Source organism: Solibacillus sp. FSL R5-0691 (assembly GCF_037974225.1).
In the GTDB taxonomy this organism is placed as follows: Bacteria; Bacillota; Bacilli; order Bacillales_A; family Planococcaceae; genus Solibacillus.
The window spans coordinates 828,050-843,412 of sequence record NZ_CP150231.1; the positions used below are offsets into that span (position 1 = coordinate 828,050).

A 15,363-nucleotide genomic window follows, 5' to 3' on the forward strand; every position below is an offset into this window, starting at 1 on the left:
AATGAATCTTACAAAAAAGCAAGTCTTTATCATTGTTGGTTTAGCGATAATTATTATATCTTGCGTTATTTTTATACCTGCAGTATTATCTGCGAAAAATGAAGATAATGCAGCTGCGGAATTAAGTGAAATTTATAACGAACAATTTGTTGTCACAAAATCTACGGCACCTGCATTCGGTGATGATTTTGAAATAACTGTCCAATCGGAAACATCAAAAATAGTGTATGATTTTGAAGTGAAAGATGGTCAATATTTTGGCGAATATTATGGTGAAAATGTAAACATGCAAGTGAATGAACTGATTCAACCAATTGTGGGAGAAGAAATTTTAGTGATGTCGAATGTATTTCAGAAAGGTTTGGAAGAAGAGACAGCACTTGAAAATGTGAAAGCGGAAAAAGCGACTGTCCATTTATTAGTGGATGACGAGGTTTCGGAAGCGACAGCTCAGCAAATTGCAGATGCTTTAAAATCACAGTTCGGCGAAATTCCAGTTACGATAGAAGCGTATGTTGTTGATGAAGAACGTGTTTTAGAAGGGGTAAAAACAGAGGTTTTGAACTTTTTCCAGCTTAGCAAAATTAACGGAGAAAGCTTCGTCGATTTCAAATTCCACGAACAGTCTTTTAAATTTTAATAAGTTCGTTTCATAAAATCCTTATAAAGATTCGGAAATTTTATACGCAAAAACCCATTTTTCTCAATGAGAAAAATGGGTTTTTAGTCTTCCAAATCGTAGTTTAAAACTCTTCATCAAATTTTGATGATGTTCGGAAAAAGCGGAATTTTCCTGTGGCAATTCGTTTATGTGTGTTTTCGGAAATACGATCCGAACACTCTGGACACATAAACGTATGGATGGGCCGATTGCGTAATTTTTTCGCTAAAGGTAAATCGTTTGGTAGTTCATGTAGTGTATCGCAAATGACACATTTTACACGCATGACGAAATCCTCCTATTGAATACGAATCGCACGCACATTTTTTATTGGATTTTCAACATTTGAACCATCAGCAAATAATACATGTACTGGTCCATCTTCTAATAGCGGTTTGCCATCTTGGCTGAACTTGAAAATGAAACTTTCAGCCTGCGCTAACGGAAATGCAAATTCTTCGCCTGTCGTACATTCAAAAACAACTTCATTTGCACCATCAGCAAGTTCTGCATTTTTCAGGAATGGTTTGATTTCCATACCGAATGTGCCTGTCATCATGCCTTTACGGTCAAATTTACGTTCAGTTTTTAATGTAGGCGGAAATACTGCACCTTCCATAATTTCACGCGACCAGTGCGCGCCCATATCACGTAAATATTTTTCGTTATTTTCTTCAACTTTTTCTGATACAAAATATGTATTCAGATCCAGTTTACGATCATCAAAAATCCATACAGTAGGATCTAATGTTAGTTCAAATTTAACCGCACCTTTAATTGGAATGATTGTTTCGGTCATTTGTAAGTCCCCCTTCACTAAGTTCCTTCATAATTATAACGCGATTCTTCATAGAAAGAAATATAATTGAATTGAACGCAAAACATACAAAGACACTTGCATTTTTGAATGTAAAAAGATACACTTTACTAAGATAGAATCGAAGAAATATCATAGATGGGGGCGTCCTCATGGATACGAAAGCACAAGCTTCCTTTCAGGAAAAAGCATTAGAGCTGTTAACTGCGGATGCAGATAAAATTGCTCGATTAATTCGCGTACAAATGGATAATCTGACAATGCCATCTTGTCCGTTATATGAAGAAGTTTTAGATACACAAATGTTTGGTTTATCGCGTGAAATTGAATTTGCCGCGAAACTAGGGCTGATCGAACGTGAACAAGGTAAGCAAATTCTCGATTCGTTGGAGAAAGAGCTTTCTTTATTACATGATGCGTATACAGACAAATAAAAGAAAACTCAAACGCTACATTGCGGTTTGAGTTTTTTTTTCAAAGATGAGGTTTACTACATGAAACAGTATTTTAAAAATTATTTCCGCAATTTTGATTATGGTTTGTTATTCGTTTATATTTTATTGATGTTATTTGGACTTGTCATGATTTACAGCTCGAGTATTTGGGTTTCTATTATGCAATATGATGCAAATCCTAATTTCTATTACAATCGCCAGCTCGTCAATATCATTTTGGCGCTGATTTTGTTTACGGTCGCTGTTATCACACCCTATAAAAGATTATCCAATAAATCTATATTAGGTCTTTTGCTGGCAGCTATGTTTATACTAGAGTTATGGCTTTTAATAGCCGGTAAAAATGTGAATGGTTCCAGAAGTTGGATCAGCCTGTTCGGGCTTATGAATTTCCAGCCATCCGAATTTGCTAAACTCTTTATTATTATTTTCTTTGCGGGAACTTTTTACCGTAAAAGTGTGAACCGGGGTTCGATGCAGCTGTTAACATTTGATGATGTATCGTATCCGCTGGGCATGTGGTTATTTATCGTACTTGTTGTCGGCTTTGAAACCGACCTCGGTGCACTTGTCATCATTGTAGCCATTGCACTTGTTGTTGTAATTACGAGCGGACTTAGGGGTAAAACGCTCGGCAGGATTTTTGGACTTCTCTCGGCACTCGGTGTTGTCGGAATGATCGGGATTTTAATCTTTAAATGGGATACGGTTTTTAACGCAAGCCGAAGAGGCCGTATTACTTCCTTTTTAGATCCTTTCAGCGACCCGCTTAATTCCGGATATCATGTTGTCAACGGTTATTATGCTATTGGAGCTGGGGGATTGGAAGGGCGCGGACTCGGGCAGTCAATTCAAAAACTGGGGTACGTACCTGAACCGCAAACCGATTTCATTATGGCGATTATTGCCGAAGAGTTAGGGATTTTTGGTGTTTCAATTGTTATTCTTGGTTTAGGCTTTATTGTGATGCGCGGTTATTATATTGCGATGTCAACAAAAGATCCGCTTGCACGAATGTTGGCGGCGGGCATTTCTACATGGATAGGATTACAGACTTTTATTAATTTAGGTGGATTATCGGGACTTATCCCGTTAACCGGAGTAACGTTACCTTTTATAAGCTATGGCGGTACTTCTATATTATTGCTCTCAGTGGCAATGGGGATACTTATTAATGTATCCACACATCACAAATTGGAAAAAAGAAAGTAATTGGGGGTTAGGGAGAAATGAAGTCGATTCAAAAGATTTTAGTTGCAAACCGAGGCGAAATCGCCATCCGTATTTTACGCGCCTGTAATGAGTTACATATTAAAACAGTGGCAATTTATTCTCGTGAAGACAGCGGTTCTTATCACCGCTATAAAGCAGACGAGGCATATATCGTTGGCGTAGGTAAAAAACCGATTGATGCATATTTGGATATTGAAGGCATCATTAAGATTGCCAAAGAGGCTAATGTGGATGCGATTCATCCTGGTTACGGTTTTCTATCGGAAAATGTTGATTTCGCACGCCGTTGTGAAGAAGAAGGCATTCAATTTATCGGACCGACTTCAAAGCATCTTGATATGTTCGGCGATAAAGTTAAAGCGCGTGAACAGGCAGTTTCTGCACAAATTCCGGTTATACCGGGTACGGACGGTCCTGTAGCAAATTTACAGGAAGTAGAGCAGTTCAGTGAAACATATGGCTTCCCGATTATGATTAAAGCGGCTCTTGGCGGCGGCGGACGTGGAATGCGATTAGTGAATTCCAAAGAAGAACTGCAATCAGCTTATGAGCGTGCTAAATCAGAAGCAAAAGCGGCATTTGGCTCGGACGAAGTATATGTGGAGAAAGCGATTATTAAGCCGAAACATATTGAAGTACAAATTATCGGGGATACATACGGCAATATTGTACATTTATATGAACGTGACTGTTCAATTCAACGACGTCACCAGAAGGTAGTGGAAATTGCCCCTTCAAATTCTATTTCCGAACAGCTCCGCAATGATATTTGTGATGCAGCTGTAAAGTTAATGAAAAATGTAGGCTATATTAATGCAGGGACTGTAGAATTTTTAGTTGCAGACAATCAATTTTATTTCATTGAAGTAAACCCGCGTATTCAAGTTGAACATACGATTACTGAAATGATCACCGGTCTTGATATTGTGCACGCACAAATTAAAGTTGCAGAAGGGCGTGACCTGCACTCGAAAGAAGTTGGAATTCCTGCACAGGACAAAATTCCGCTGTTCGGTTACGCGATCCAGTCACGAGTAACAACGGAAGACCCTGCAAATGACTTTATGCCGGATACTGGGAAACTGATGGTATACCGTTCAAGCGGCGGTTTTGGTGTTCGTCTGGATGCGGGTAATGGCTTCCAGGGCGCTGTTGTCACACCATATTATGATTCATTACTTGTAAAAATTTCGACGTGGGGAATGACGTTTGAAGAAGCCGCGGCAAAAATGGACCGTAACTTACGTGAGTTCCGTATTCGAGGCGTGAAAACGAATATCCCGTTTTTAGGTAATGTTGTTTTACATGAGAAATTTATAAAAGGCGAGTTTGATACGAGCTTCATCGATACAACACCGGAATTATTTGAATTCCCGGAACGTAAAGACCGTGGAACAAAACTATTAAACTATATCGGAAATGTCACATTAAATGGATTCCCAGGTGTTGAAAAACGTACAAAGCCGATTTTTGTACAGCCGGACAAACCGAAAGTAGACATTCTGATTCCTTCTCCGGAAGGCACAAAGCAAATTCTTGATGCCCATGGCGCAGACGGTCTTGTGAAATGGATTAAAGAGCAAGAAGATGTTTTACTGACAGACACGACATTCCGTGATGCCCATCAATCATTGCTTGCAACGCGTGTGCGTACACAGGATATGCTTGAAATTGCAGACGAAACATCTCGTCTGATGCATGATTATTTCTCACTTGAAATGTGGGGTGGGGCAACGTTTGATGTTGCCTACCGATTCCTAAGTGAAAATCCATGGGACCGATTGGAAAAACTTAGAAAGAAAATTCCGAATGTTCTGTTTCAAATGCTGTTACGCGGAGCAAATGCGGTAGGTTATACGAACTATCCGGATAATCTGATCCGTGAGTTCATTCAGGAATCCGCTTCTTCAGGTGTGGATGTTTTCCGGATTTTCGACTCGCTTAACTGGATTAAAGGCATGGAAGTAGCAATCGATGAAGTACGTAATAGCGGAAAAGTAGCAGAAGCGGCAATCTGTTACACAGGCGATATTTTTGATGACAGCCGTGCAAAATATACGGTTCAATACTACAAAGATATGGCACGTGAGCTAGAGGCAACGGGTGCACATATTTTAGCGATTAAAGATATGGCGGGGCTGCTGAAACCGCAAGCTGCGTATCGACTTATTTCCGAGCTGAAAGACGCGACTAGTCTGCCTATCCATCTGCATACACATGATACGAGCGGAAACGGCATTTACTTATACGCGAAAGCAATTGAAGCGGGTGTTGATATTATTGATACAGCACTAGGTTCAATGGCTGGTTTAACATCACAGCCAAGCGCCAACTCATTGTATTATGCAATGAAAGGTTCTGAGCGTAATGTACGTGCAGATATCGAAAGTCTGGAAAAATTGTCTTACTACTGGGAAGATGTCCGCAAATACTATGTAGATTTTGAAAGCGGCATGAACGCACCACATTCTGAAATTTATGTTCACGAAATGCCGGGCGGACAATACAGTAACCTGCAGCAACAAGCAAAAGCAGTCGGTTTAGGCGACCGTTGGGATGAAGTGAAGAAAATGTATTCCCGTGTAAATCTAATGTTCGGTGATATTGTAAAAGTAACACCGTCATCAAAGGTAGTAGGGGATATGGCATTATTCATGGTGCAAAATGATTTAACTGAAGACAATATTGTTGAGCGAGGACAAACGATTGATTTCCCTGAATCCGTTATTGAATTCTTCCAAGGCTATTTAGGACAGCCGCATGGCGGATTCCCGGTAGAAATCCAGAAAGTTGTATTAAAGGATCGTACACCGATTACTGTTCGTCCGGGAGAATTATTGCCGCCGGTTGATTTTGATCAGCTGACAGCAGAATTAACCGAAAAATGTGGACGGGCTCCGTCTAAACAAGACGTATTGGCCTATGCGCTTTACCCGAAAGTATTTGAGCAATATATTGATGCAGTAAATGCATTCGGTGATGTTTCTGTACTCGATACACCAACATTCTTCTATGGTTTGAAACTTGGCGAAGAAATTGAAGTGGAAATCGAAAAAGGAAAGACACTGATAGTGAAACTTGTATCGATCGGTGAACCGCAGCATGACGGCACACGTATTATTTACTTTGAACTGAATGGCCAATCACGTGAACTGGTAATTCAAGACTTAACAGTTGAAGTAGATGGCAGCATCGCATTGAAAGCCGATCCTTCAAATCCGAACCAGATTGGTGCAACAATGCCAGGTACAGTTCTAAAAGTTGTAGTTAATAAAGGAAGCACAGTTAAACGCGGTGAGCACTTATTAATTACTGAAGCGATGAAAATGGAAACAACCGTTCAAGCGCCAAAAGACGGCATTGTAAAAGAAATCTATGCAAAGGCAGGAGACGCCATTTCTACAGGCGATCTGCTGATTGAATTAGAATAGAACACATCAGGCTGGGTTAATATGAAAAGCGCCGCAAATTTGGAATTAAAAATTTGCGGCGCTTTATTTTGTTTATTGTTGAAAACCATTGTTCTCCGCTGTGGCGGACGCTTCCAAGGGGGCACGAAGGTTTGAATATAATTGGCGCCCTCCCAATTTGATTATTTCGCTAAAATAAACAAAAGAAAAAGGAAGACTGCACTTAGCAATCTCCCTTTTCTAGTAACTATCAAATCTATTCAATTTATTTAGACCTTGAAACGAGCATAATCAAATAACATAATAAACCGAATAGAAGTGTAATTAGTAACGAGTGCATTAATGAAACGAATAAGTGAAGTTTCAACAAGACTACGAGCATGCCCGCAATCACTTGGAAGATGACAAGTGATAGAGCGATCGTCCATCCCCAGAAAATGATCCGCTGACTCTTGTAATTTCTGATAACATGGATGGCAATATAAGCAATCCAAATTACGAAAATTAACACTGCAAAACGGTGCCCCATCTGAACCCACTCATACATATTGTACGGTATCGTCATCGGCTGATCATTACGGCAGAACGGCCAGTCCGGACAAACAAGACTAGCATCGGTATGACGTACAAGAGCCCCTGTATAAACAACTATATATGAATATAAAGTAACGCAAATAGTATGTATTTTTAATTTCCTGCTCATGTACAATCGATCGGCATCAAACTTTTTGTCGACTTCAAATACAATCAAGGTAAGCAGCAATACAGCCGCAAATGAGATTAACGAAATCCCGAAATGTAACGCTAAAATAAAGTCACCTTGTCCCCATAATACTTGCGCAGCCCCAATGAGTGCCTGAAGAGCAAGGAAGAATAGCGCCAAAAACCCTAAAAGTTTAACTTCCCGTATATGGCCCAGTGCACGCCATGTCCAAATAACGAGAATAAGAATAAAAATGGATACTGAACCCGTTACAAGACGGTGAGAAAATTCAATTAATACTTCAGTCGTAATTTCTTTCGGTATTAATGAACCGTTGCAGTCCGGCCAGTTTCTTCCACAGCCCAAACCGCTATCAGTCTTTGTAACTAGTGCTCCACCTTGAAGGATGAGCAACATGCCGAGGGTAGACAAAACAGCAAACCATTTTAGAAATTTGTAATATTTTTGATGCATAAAATGAGCTCACCTACTTTAATTTTCGCTTCGCTACAAAGAGCGTCTCTAATTGTAGATAATAGCGAAAATATTTGAAAAATACAACCGTATTAAGGATTGGATTGTAAACGCAACCATTTTTTCACAAATTGTTCATAAATTCGTCTCCTTGCATTCACAAATATTGGCAAAAAATACATTACTATATAGATGTTGATATAGATTTCTTCATGTTTCGTCAAGTTTGTCGCGAAGTAGTTTGAAATTTCATGAAACGTCTAGAAATCCTATCCAAATTTAGATATAGTTATGGTAACGGAATATGCTTACAAATTTGAAAGGAGAAGTAAGTTATTGGACCCTTTTACCAAAATCCCGTCGAACTATAGATTATTTTATCACAATTATTCTTTAAGTTTTCTTGCACTTATAAGATAGAAATCGGTCATCACTTTAATGAAGACTTAAAGAAGAATTGAAGTTTTCTAGATTTTTTGCTTATTTTTCTAGCAAAATAGTATAAACTAGAAGTTGGCAGTGAAATGGGATGTAAGTAAAAATGTCTCAATAATTTCAAAATCCTACTTATGCGTAAGCGGATTTTTGTAACCGATAGCAGTGACTGCTGTCAGCATGTGAGGGCTTATCATTTTCTGAGCCAAATCATTTCAGTGAAACTTTACTCAAATATATTAGAATTTTGCTAATCGTCTACTTTTGAATCAAGTCGATTAGAAGAATAGGAGACTAATCAATATTTGACAATAAAGGGAAGCAGCAAGTAATGGGCGGCTAAAAAATCGGGATTCTTTCCAGTACAGTATTACACTGTACAAGAATTCACATAGACATAACCGCAGTCATGGTTACACATGAAAATACAACAAAGAAAGAGGGGTTTATTAAGCTATGATGAAAGGGCTTAAAAAATGGCGTTTATTCTCGTTATTAACAGTAATGACAGTATTCCTTTCAGCATGTGGTGAAGAGTATATCTCGACGCTTCGTCCATCTGGTGAAGTCGGTAAAGAGCAATTAAACATCTTATATCTATCCATAGCTATTATGGCGTTAGTCGTTATTGTTGTATCGACAATTTATTTAGTTGCTTTCTTTAAATTCCGCCGTTCAAAAGTTGGCGAAGACCATATGCCGAAGCAAGTGGAAGGCAGCCATACTTTAGAGGTAATATGGACAGTTATTCCAATTATTTTATTATTAGTCTTAGCTGTTCCAACGCTGCACTATACGTATAAATTCTCGAACGTTGCGGCAATGGACGAAGTAGACGAAAGCGGTAACAATACTGCACTTACTGTAAATGTTACGGCAAAGTTATACTGGTGGGAGTTTGAATATCCAAACCAAGGAATTATTACAGCACAGGAACTGGTTGTTCCTACTGATGAAAAAGTATACTTCAACTTAATCGCATCTGATGTAAAGCACTCATTCTGGATTCCGGCAATTGGCGGAAAGATGGATACGAACGTTGATGGTATTAACAAATTCTATTTAAAGTTTGATAAAGAATCAGCCGGATTAAACGATGGTGAAGGCGTATTCTACGGTAAATGTGCGGAGTTATGTGGTCCTTCACACGCTTTAATGGACTTCAAAGTAAAAGCACTTGAACCCGAAGCGTTTGACGCATGGGTTGCAGCAATGCAGGCAACTGAAGGAGCTACAGCAGATAAAGAGTCTTCTGATTTAGGTGAAGCGACATTTGCTAACTCTTGCTTAGGATGTCACGCAGTATCCGGTGTTGCAGGCAATGGATTAGGTCCTAACTTAACGACTTTCGGTGACCGTAACCGTGTGGCTGGTTACTTGGAGCATACAGTTGAAAATACGACTGAATGGATTGTTGATCCTGAACCGTTTAAACCAGGTAACACAATGACTGGTAAATACGATGTTACTAGGGAAGAAGCGCAAGCGATTGCTGAATATTTAATGACATTATCAGTTGAAAAGTAATTCTACATTAGAGAGAAACATTGAAGGAGGTTAAAGGTGTGAGCTCTGTTACACAGAAAAAGGGCTTTGGAGCACATGTATGGGACTATTTAACAACGGTCGATCATAAAAAGATCGCAATCATGTATTTAGCAGCCGGTACATTGTTCTTCGCAATTGCAGGATTTGAAGCGTTACTGATGCGTATTCAATTAATGTTCCCTGAAAGTACGTTCATTTCTGCAGGCCTGTTTAACGAACTATTAACAATGCACGGCACAACGATGCTATTCTTAGCAGCAACACCAATAATATTTGCCTTTATGAATGCGGTCGTGCCACTTCAAATTGGTGCACGTGACGTTGCATTCCCATTCCTGAACTCATTAGGATTTTGGCTGTTCTTTATTGGTGCAGTATTCCTTCACCTATCATTCTTTTTAGGTGGAGCACCTGATGCAGGTTGGACTTCTTATGCATCATTATCTTTATATTCACCGGGCCATGGTATCGACTTCTATATTCTTGGTCTGCAAATCTCGGGTGCAGGTACGTTAATTTCAGGTATTAACTTCATCGTAACAATCATTACGATGCGTGCACCAGGTATGACGTTCATGCGTATGCCTTTATTTACTTGGACGACTTTAGTAGCAAGTTCTTTAATTTTATTCGCATTCCCTCCACTTACTGGTGGATTGTTCTTAATGTTAGTTGACCGTATGTTTGGGGCAAACTTCTTCGATCATACAATGGGTGGTAATACAATTATTTGGGAGCACTTATTCTGGATTTTCGGTCACCCTGAAGTATACATCTTAGTATTGCCGGCATTCGGTTTATTCTCGGAAATTATTCCGGTTTTCGCTCGTAAACGTTTATTCGGATACTCATCGATGGTATTCGCTACAATTTTAATCGGTTTCTTAGGGTTCATGGTATGGGCCCACCACATGTTCACAGTTGGTTTAGGTGCTACTGCGAACGCAATTTTCGCTGTTGCTACAATGGCGATCGCTGTTCCGACAGGGATGAAAGTATTCAACTGGATCCTTACAATTTGGGGCGGTTCGATTAAAGTAACAGTGCCAATGCTTTATGCACTTGGATTTATTCCATCATTCGTTGCTGGTGGGGTTACAGGGGTAATGCAGGCAACTGCACCACTTGACTATCAGCTCCATGACTCTTACTTTATCGTTGCGCACTTCCACTACGTAATCGTAGGTGGTATCGTAACAGGTTTATTCGGTTCAGCACATTTCTACTGGCCAATTATGTTTAACCGTGCATTAAATCCTAAACTGGGAATGATTACTTTCTGGATGTTCTTCATCGGGTTCCACTTAACGTTCTTCATCCAGCATTTCTTAGGATTAATGGGTATGCCGCGTCGTGTATTCACTTACATGGAAGGGCAAGGTTGGGATTTATTCAACTTTATCTCGTCAATCGGTGCTATTATGATGGGAATCGGGGTAATATTATTAGTGATCGACGCTATATTATCGATCAAATCTGAACCGGTTAACCGTCGTGATTACTGGGGCGATGGTCGTTCACTTGAGTGGGCGCTTGAAACACCGCTGCCATTCTATAACTTTAAACAAACACCACTTATTCGTGGTTATGATCCTTATTGGATTGAAAAAGAAGAAGGTAACAAAGAAGGTATGGTTTATGCTGAGCCATTAGGTGAAATTCATATGCCAAACAATTCAATTCTTCCATTTATTATGTCAATCGGAATGATGATTGCTGCATTTGGTGCTCTTTACAGCCCATGGGGAGATCAAGTACAGGCTGGTACAGCTACAGGTACAACACCTGCCGTTTCTTTAGCATTGATGATTGGTGGTCTTGGATTAACAATCGCATGTATGATTATTCGTTCGTTCAAAGACGATTTAGGATTCCATGTAACAGTTGCTGAAATTGAACAAGTGGAAGCGGATTTAGCTCACTACCGTGCAACAGGTAATAAAGGGGGTATCAAGTAATGGATATTAATCAAAAATTTACTCCACAAACTTGGCCGAAACACCCTGAACAAGCTACTATGGAAGGGAAAAACAAGTTAGTTGGACTTTGGATTTTCCTGGCATCGGATACAGTACTATTCGCGAGTGTATTTGCTACATATATCGCGCTTAAAGATAGCGGTCCGGCAGGGATGGAATTCTCGGCAAAAGAACTTTATGAGTTACCGTTGGCGTTCGTGATGACAATGTTATTATTAACATCTTCATTAACATCTGTATATGCGATGTACCATATGAGAAACTTTAACTATTCCGGTGTCCGTACTTGGATGGGGATTACAGTATTATTAGGCTTAGGCTTCCTTGCACTGGAAATCTATGAATTCCAGCACTATATACACATCGGGTTTGGTTATACACAATCGGCGTTCTCTTCTGCGTTCTTTACGCTCGTAGGGATGCACGGTTTGCACGTTATTATCGGTTTAGTTTGGATTACGGGATTAATCATCCGCAATAGTAGCCGTGGATTGAACTTATACAACGCACCGAAGTTCTTTGCAGCTTCACTTTACTGGCACTTCATTGACGTTGTATGGGTATTCATTTTCACAGTAGTCTATCTGATGGGAGTGGTTGGATAAAATGGGACACGAAACTCATGTAGAAGTACGTACTCAGGCGCAATTCGAATATGACAGAGAACATGCCAAAGCGCATATGCGTAAACAAGTAGTAAACTTTGCGATCATGATTTTCCTGACTTTTATCGCATTTGCCGCTGTACTGGCTGATTTTGCTCCAACATTTATCATTCCGATTATTTTATTATTGGCTGGAGTACAAGTAGTACTGCAACTTTATGCTTTTATGCACTTGGAAGACCGCACTACCCATATGGTTGGTGTCATTGAATTCTTCATCTGGAGTGCTGCCTTCATCGCGTTTACGTTCTTCGTGGCGTTTACAACTATTATTTGGTGGGGGAACTAATCGCATAACAATTGACGTCCTTAGCAAATGCTAGGGGCGTTTTTTGTTTGGTAGGTATGTTGGTAGCCAAACAGGGGCTTTTTGTAACAGAGATGCCAGACTTCTTTGGAAAGCGAACTCCCACAGCGGAACCCGACGGACAATATGTAAGAGGGAAATGACGTAAAACTGCTTTTATTTATAGTAATGTCTAACCTATATAGAAAATACATGTTTGATTCAAGTAATTGTCATAGTTCTTTCATTGATGTTGGTGAAATTGCCATCTATAATAAAGTGAAAGTATTATTAGTGGGGTTTTCTTTATTTTCCACTATTTAGTAGGGACATAAGCTGAAAACGTCTTGCCCTGTGACAAAGCTTGTGCGACCAACATCGTGTTGACCCGAACCAGTCTGGCTTTTACTACCCGTTAATGCGGGATAAAATTACTGATATTTAAAGGAGCATGGTCATATGCCAATAAGTATATTCGGTTTTCAAGCATTATGGAGCCCATATTTATTCGGGTGTTTACTAATTGTAACGGCTTTCTATTTTTTGCTGACTGTTACATGGCGAGAAAAATTTAAAGTAAGTGAACCATTAAAGAAAAGTGAAGCAGCTTATTTTATAGCAGGAATCATTTCTTTTTATATAATTAAAGGATCTCCAATTGATTTGCTTGGTCATATTATGTTTACAATGCATATGACGCAAATGGCCTTTTTACTATTATTGGTGCCGATTTTCTTTATAAAAGGAATTCCTTGGTGGGTTTGGAAAGTGGTTGTGGAAGCCCCGGTAATGCGAACGATTTTTAAAATTTTCACTAAACCGCTCGTATCTATCATCGTTTTTATTGGCTTATTTTCGGTCTATCATTTACCATCTGTATTTGACACGATTAAATTAAATGAAGTATACCATCTTGCTTACACAGCGATTCTGTTTATTTCGGCTATTTTTATGTACTGGCCATTATTGAATAATGTTGATGGACAGCATGAAATGAAGAATATGAATAAATTGGCGTATATTGCTTCGAATGCAGTATTAATCACACCAGCCTGTGCACTTATTATATTTGCTTCGAGCCCGATGTACGGTACATACAGTGATAGTGACATGTGGCTGAAGGCAATGGAATTATGTGTTCCTTCCTCTACATTATCAGGACTTACATTATCAGGTCCTGAGCTGTTCTCGAGTATGGATTTATTAAGTGATCAGCAAGTCGGCGGCGTATTGATGAAAATTATTCAGGAAATCATATTTGGGGTTATTTTGTTTAAAATTTTCCGTAAGTGGTGGAATACCGAGCGCTCGAATCAGCAGGAAATTACAGATAATGCTTTAAAAGAGTTTCAAAATAGAACACAGTACTAATGAAATGATAGACTGGTTACAATTGGAGCAATCAACATAAGGATGTTGTTCATATTGATTATTAAGTAAGAATGGAGATTTGCAAATGAATTTACCTATATTACCCACAATAAGCACGTCATTTATTGTTATTAGTGCAGTGCTTGTAGCGATTGGATGGGTATTGATCGCAAAGCGGAATGTGGAAGCACATAGAAAAGTAATGTTGGCAGCTGGTGTTTCAGCTTTGGCATTCTTTATCATTTATGTATCACGTACGCTATTTATTGGGAATACGGCCTTCGGTGGACCGGATGAACTGAAAATATATTACACAATCTTTTTAGTTTTCCATATTACATTAGCGACAGTTGGGGCAGTATTCGGTCTGACAAGCATAATTTCAGGCCTTAAATCCAATCTGAAATTACACCGCAAAATTGGTGCGATTACAAGTATTATTTGGTTTTTCGTAGCGATTACCGGAGTTATTGTATATTCACTGCTTTATGTAATTTATGAAGGCGGCGAAACGACGTCAGTCTTTAAAGCAATTTTAGGATTTTAAATTGAAAGAAGGCAGAGACATAAGTAGAATTATTGTTAAATAAGAAGAAAGCCTTTATTAAGAAACGGATATATTGCAAAATTGATTGGAATGGAGGGCGAGTGTAGCTGTCGGCTAACGCCTTTCGCTACAAGCAAAGCTTCCTGCGGGAATAGCGTGACGCCTGAGACTGGGAACAAAAGCTAAGAACGCCACGTCCTGTGGCAACGCTTTTGTGACCAACATCCTGTTGGCCTCACGCCCGCGGAAAGCGTCCCGGAATGGAAATCAATTTTAACGCTCAGCAAAAAAACGCTATTTTTCTCAGAGAAAAATAGCGTTTTTGGGGTTATGTCCCAGTCTCTTTTTTGGCAAATAAAAAAAGCTGGGTTGGATTGCCAGCTTTTAAAGGGATTAAATACCGTATGCTGATAGCTCTCTGCGAACATCTGCCAGTACTTTTTCACATTCTTTTACAAGATGTCCCGGGAATACTTCATCTGTGTATTCAACACCGTGTGGATAATAGTATTTTCCAATTGCAGGTTTGTTGATATTTAAAGTTGCATTATGTGCGCCTACATCACCTGATACTGCATTACAAAAAACACGTAAATAAAAACGACCTTCACGTACATCATAGCAGCGGTCAAATGTCATTCGGTCATAGTCCCATGCACCGTGGCATTCTAAGCCGAATTTGCCCATTACTGTCGTTAAAACTTCTTGGTCAACTTTAACATGTTCGAGTTGTGTGTTTTCAAAATACATTTCTATATCCTCCCTTTGCCTATCGTACA

14 protein-coding genes are annotated in these 15,363 nt (G+C 39.3%); 10 read left to right on the forward strand and 4 right to left on the reverse strand.

Annotated features, from left to right (window positions below):
- Window position 1 precedes the first annotated feature (1 nt).
- On the forward strand, window positions 2-640 hold the full coding sequence (locus MKY51_RS03940; protein ID WP_339175411.1) for a fucose permease: 639 nt from the start codon (window positions 2-4) through the stop codon (window positions 638-640).
- A 103-nt stretch (window positions 641-743) separates the two neighbouring features.
- Here MKY51_RS03940 and MKY51_RS03945 read toward each other — a convergent pair whose 3' ends face one another.
- The gene (locus tag MKY51_RS03945) at window positions 744-947 is read right to left on the reverse strand and encodes a YlaI family protein (protein ID WP_339175412.1); all 204 of its coding nucleotides are present in this window, start codon (window positions 945-947) and stop codon (window positions 744-746) included.
- 12 nt (window positions 948-959) lie between these two features.
- On the reverse strand, window positions 960-1,460 hold the full coding sequence (locus tag MKY51_RS03950) for a peptidyl-prolyl cis-trans isomerase (protein WP_339175413.1): 501 nt from the start codon (window positions 1,458-1,460) through the stop codon (window positions 960-962).
- Window positions 1,461-1,630: 170 nt separating this feature from the next.
- Between MKY51_RS03950 and MKY51_RS03955 the strand changes: the two genes are divergently transcribed.
- From MKY51_RS03955 to pyc, 3 genes are read left to right on the forward strand one after another with little or no spacing between them, the layout of a single operon-like run.
- A complete protein-coding gene (locus tag MKY51_RS03955; RefSeq protein ID WP_008403446.1) occupies window positions 1,631-1,912 on the forward strand; it encodes a YlaN family protein in 282 nt (93 codons plus the stop codon).
- 60 nt (window positions 1,913-1,972) lie between these two features.
- Complete coding sequence (locus MKY51_RS03960; RefSeq protein ID WP_339175414.1) at window positions 1,973-3,145, forward strand: FtsW/RodA/SpoVE family cell cycle protein; 1,173 nt, start codon at window positions 1,973-1,975, stop codon at window positions 3,143-3,145.
- 17 nt (window positions 3,146-3,162) lie between these two features.
- Complete coding sequence (gene pyc / locus MKY51_RS03965) at window positions 3,163-6,597, forward strand: pyruvate carboxylase (protein WP_339175415.1); 3,435 nt, start codon at window positions 3,163-3,165, stop codon at window positions 6,595-6,597.
- A gap of 244 nt (window positions 6,598-6,841) precedes the next feature.
- Here pyc and MKY51_RS03970 read toward each other — a convergent pair whose 3' ends face one another.
- Window positions 6,842-7,753, reverse strand: coding sequence for a heme A synthase (locus MKY51_RS03970; protein ID WP_339175416.1), 912 nt, complete (start codon window positions 7,751-7,753; stop codon window positions 6,842-6,844).
- Window positions 7,754-8,644: 891 nt separating this feature from the next.
- Here MKY51_RS03970 and coxB point away from each other — a divergent pair.
- The 6 genes from coxB to MKY51_RS04000 all read left to right on the forward strand — a co-directional run bounded on the left by coxB (window position 8,645) and on the right by MKY51_RS04000 (window position 14,584).
- On the forward strand, window positions 8,645-9,715 hold the full coding sequence (gene coxB, locus MKY51_RS03975; protein WP_339175417.1) for a cytochrome c oxidase subunit II: 1,071 nt from the start codon (window positions 8,645-8,647) through the stop codon (window positions 9,713-9,715).
- 38 nt (window positions 9,716-9,753) lie between these two features.
- The gene (locus tag MKY51_RS03980; protein ID WP_339175418.1) at window positions 9,754-11,694 is read left to right on the forward strand and encodes a cytochrome c oxidase subunit I; all 1,941 of its coding nucleotides are present in this window, start codon (window positions 9,754-9,756) and stop codon (window positions 11,692-11,694) included.
- A complete protein-coding gene (locus MKY51_RS03985) occupies window positions 11,694-12,320 on the forward strand; it encodes a cytochrome (ubi)quinol oxidase subunit III (RefSeq protein WP_339175419.1) in 627 nt (208 codons plus the stop codon). Before MKY51_RS03980 ends, MKY51_RS03985 begins: the two co-directional genes overlap by 1 nt.
- 1 nt (window position 12,321) lies before the next feature.
- Window positions 12,322-12,669, forward strand: a complete 348-nt coding sequence (locus MKY51_RS03990) for a cytochrome C oxidase subunit IV family protein (RefSeq protein WP_339175420.1) — start codon at window positions 12,322-12,324, stop codon at window positions 12,667-12,669.
- 456 nt (window positions 12,670-13,125) lie between these two features.
- Window positions 13,126-14,037: a cytochrome c oxidase assembly factor CtaG gene (gene ctaG / locus MKY51_RS03995; protein WP_339175421.1), complete on the forward strand. Its 912-nt coding sequence runs from the start codon at window positions 13,126-13,128 to the stop codon at window positions 14,035-14,037.
- 85 nt (window positions 14,038-14,122) lie between these two features.
- On the forward strand, window positions 14,123-14,584 hold the full coding sequence (locus MKY51_RS04000) for a DUF420 domain-containing protein (protein ID WP_339175422.1): 462 nt from the start codon (window positions 14,123-14,125) through the stop codon (window positions 14,582-14,584).
- A 393-nt stretch (window positions 14,585-14,977) separates the two neighbouring features.
- Here the strand turns inward: MKY51_RS04000 and MKY51_RS04005 are convergent, their stop codons facing one another.
- Window positions 14,978-15,334 (reverse strand): YugN family protein, encoded by a 357-nt coding sequence (locus tag MKY51_RS04005; RefSeq protein ID WP_008403436.1) that lies wholly within the window; start codon window positions 15,332-15,334, stop codon window positions 14,978-14,980.
- Between the last annotated feature and the right edge of the window lie 29 nt (window positions 15,335-15,363).

Coding starts and splice junctions, on each gene's coding strand:
- MKY51_RS03940 (WP_339175411.1), top strand. CDS start 2: ATGAATCTTACAAAAAAGCAAGTCTTTATCATTGTTGGTTTAGCGATA.
- MKY51_RS03945 (WP_339175412.1), bottom strand. CDS start 947: ATGCGTGTAAAATGTGTCATTTGCGATACACTACATGAACTACCAAAC.
- MKY51_RS03950 (WP_339175413.1), bottom strand. CDS start 1,460: ATGACCGAAACAATCATTCCAATTAAAGGTGCGGTTAAATTTGAACTA.
- MKY51_RS03955 (WP_008403446.1), top strand. CDS start 1,631: ATGGATACGAAAGCACAAGCTTCCTTTCAGGAAAAAGCATTAGAGCTG.
- MKY51_RS03960 (WP_339175414.1), top strand. CDS start 1,973: ATGAAACAGTATTTTAAAAATTATTTCCGCAATTTTGATTATGGTTTG.
- pyc (WP_339175415.1), top strand. CDS start 3,163: ATGAAGTCGATTCAAAAGATTTTAGTTGCAAACCGAGGCGAAATCGCC.
- MKY51_RS03970 (WP_339175416.1), bottom strand. CDS start 7,753: ATGCATCAAAAATATTACAAATTTCTAAAATGGTTTGCTGTTTTGTCT.
- coxB (WP_339175417.1), top strand. CDS start 8,645: ATGATGAAAGGGCTTAAAAAATGGCGTTTATTCTCGTTATTAACAGTA.
- MKY51_RS03985 (WP_339175419.1), top strand. CDS start 11,694: ATGGATATTAATCAAAAATTTACTCCACAAACTTGGCCGAAACACCCT.
- MKY51_RS03990 (WP_339175420.1), top strand. CDS start 12,322: ATGGGACACGAAACTCATGTAGAAGTACGTACTCAGGCGCAATTCGAA.
- ctaG (WP_339175421.1), top strand. CDS start 13,126: ATGCCAATAAGTATATTCGGTTTTCAAGCATTATGGAGCCCATATTTA.
- MKY51_RS04000 (WP_339175422.1), top strand. CDS start 14,123: ATGAATTTACCTATATTACCCACAATAAGCACGTCATTTATTGTTATT.
- MKY51_RS04005 (WP_008403436.1), bottom strand. CDS start 15,334: ATGTATTTTGAAAACACACAACTCGAACATGTTAAAGTTGACCAAGAA.